Annotated in this window: 1 protein-coding gene and 1 pseudogene; both read right to left on the bottom strand. The window is 67.8% G+C overall.

The features are described 5' to 3' along the window. Positions 1–371, bottom strand: a 371-nt coding sequence (locus tag GO615_RS29860; protein ID WP_211167413.1) for a nitronate monooxygenase, incomplete at its 3' end; no start/stop codon positions are given. A 2-nt stretch (positions 372–373) separates the two neighbouring features. Beyond that, positions 374–562: pseudogene (locus tag GO615_RS29855) on the bottom strand (enoyl-CoA hydratase); the annotation flags it as partial.

The raw sequence follows: 562 nt of genomic DNA, 5'->3' as shown, positions 1-562 counted from the left end.
GCGGTCTCGACGAAGCGCACGCCTTCCTCGCAGACGAGGTCGACGACGGCGTCGACCCGGTCGCCCTTGGCGAGCTTGGGCAGCATCGAAATATTGACGCCGAAGGGCTTGCCATCGGCGAGTTCGCAGCAGCGGCGGATCTCGCGGCGCAGCTCGTCTAGCTCGGCGAAGCTCGCCGCGGTGATGAAACCGATCATGCCGGCATGCGCGGCCGCGGCGACGTAGTGCGCGTTCGACAGCCACTGCAGGCCGCTCGCGACGATCGGCAGTCGCGTGCCGAAGAGTTCGGTTATGCGGGTGCGGAAAGTCGGGGGCTGGTCGGCCGAGGTCATTTCGCCGGCGGTCGGCTCCATTGCGTTCAACTCGGGCATCTTCACATCGCGCTCCGGCTGAAATCGGGCGCACGCTTCGCGCGGAAGGCTTCGACGCCTTCGGCCGCTTCGGGGCCGAAGAGACTGTCGAGGAAGTGGTCCCGTTCGAAGTCGAGTTGCGTCTGGAGCGGGTTCGTCAGCGCGGCGTCGAGGAGGGTCTTGATTCGGCCCTGGGCGCGCCTCGGCCCGCG

Origin of the sequence: Aromatoleum evansii, from assembly GCF_012910805.1 — a bacterium.
GTDB lineage: Bacteria > Pseudomonadota > Gammaproteobacteria > Burkholderiales > Rhodocyclaceae > Aromatoleum > Aromatoleum evansii.
Note: the sequence above shows the minus strand (reverse complement) of the source record. Positions and strands in the feature narration are given on the sequence as shown.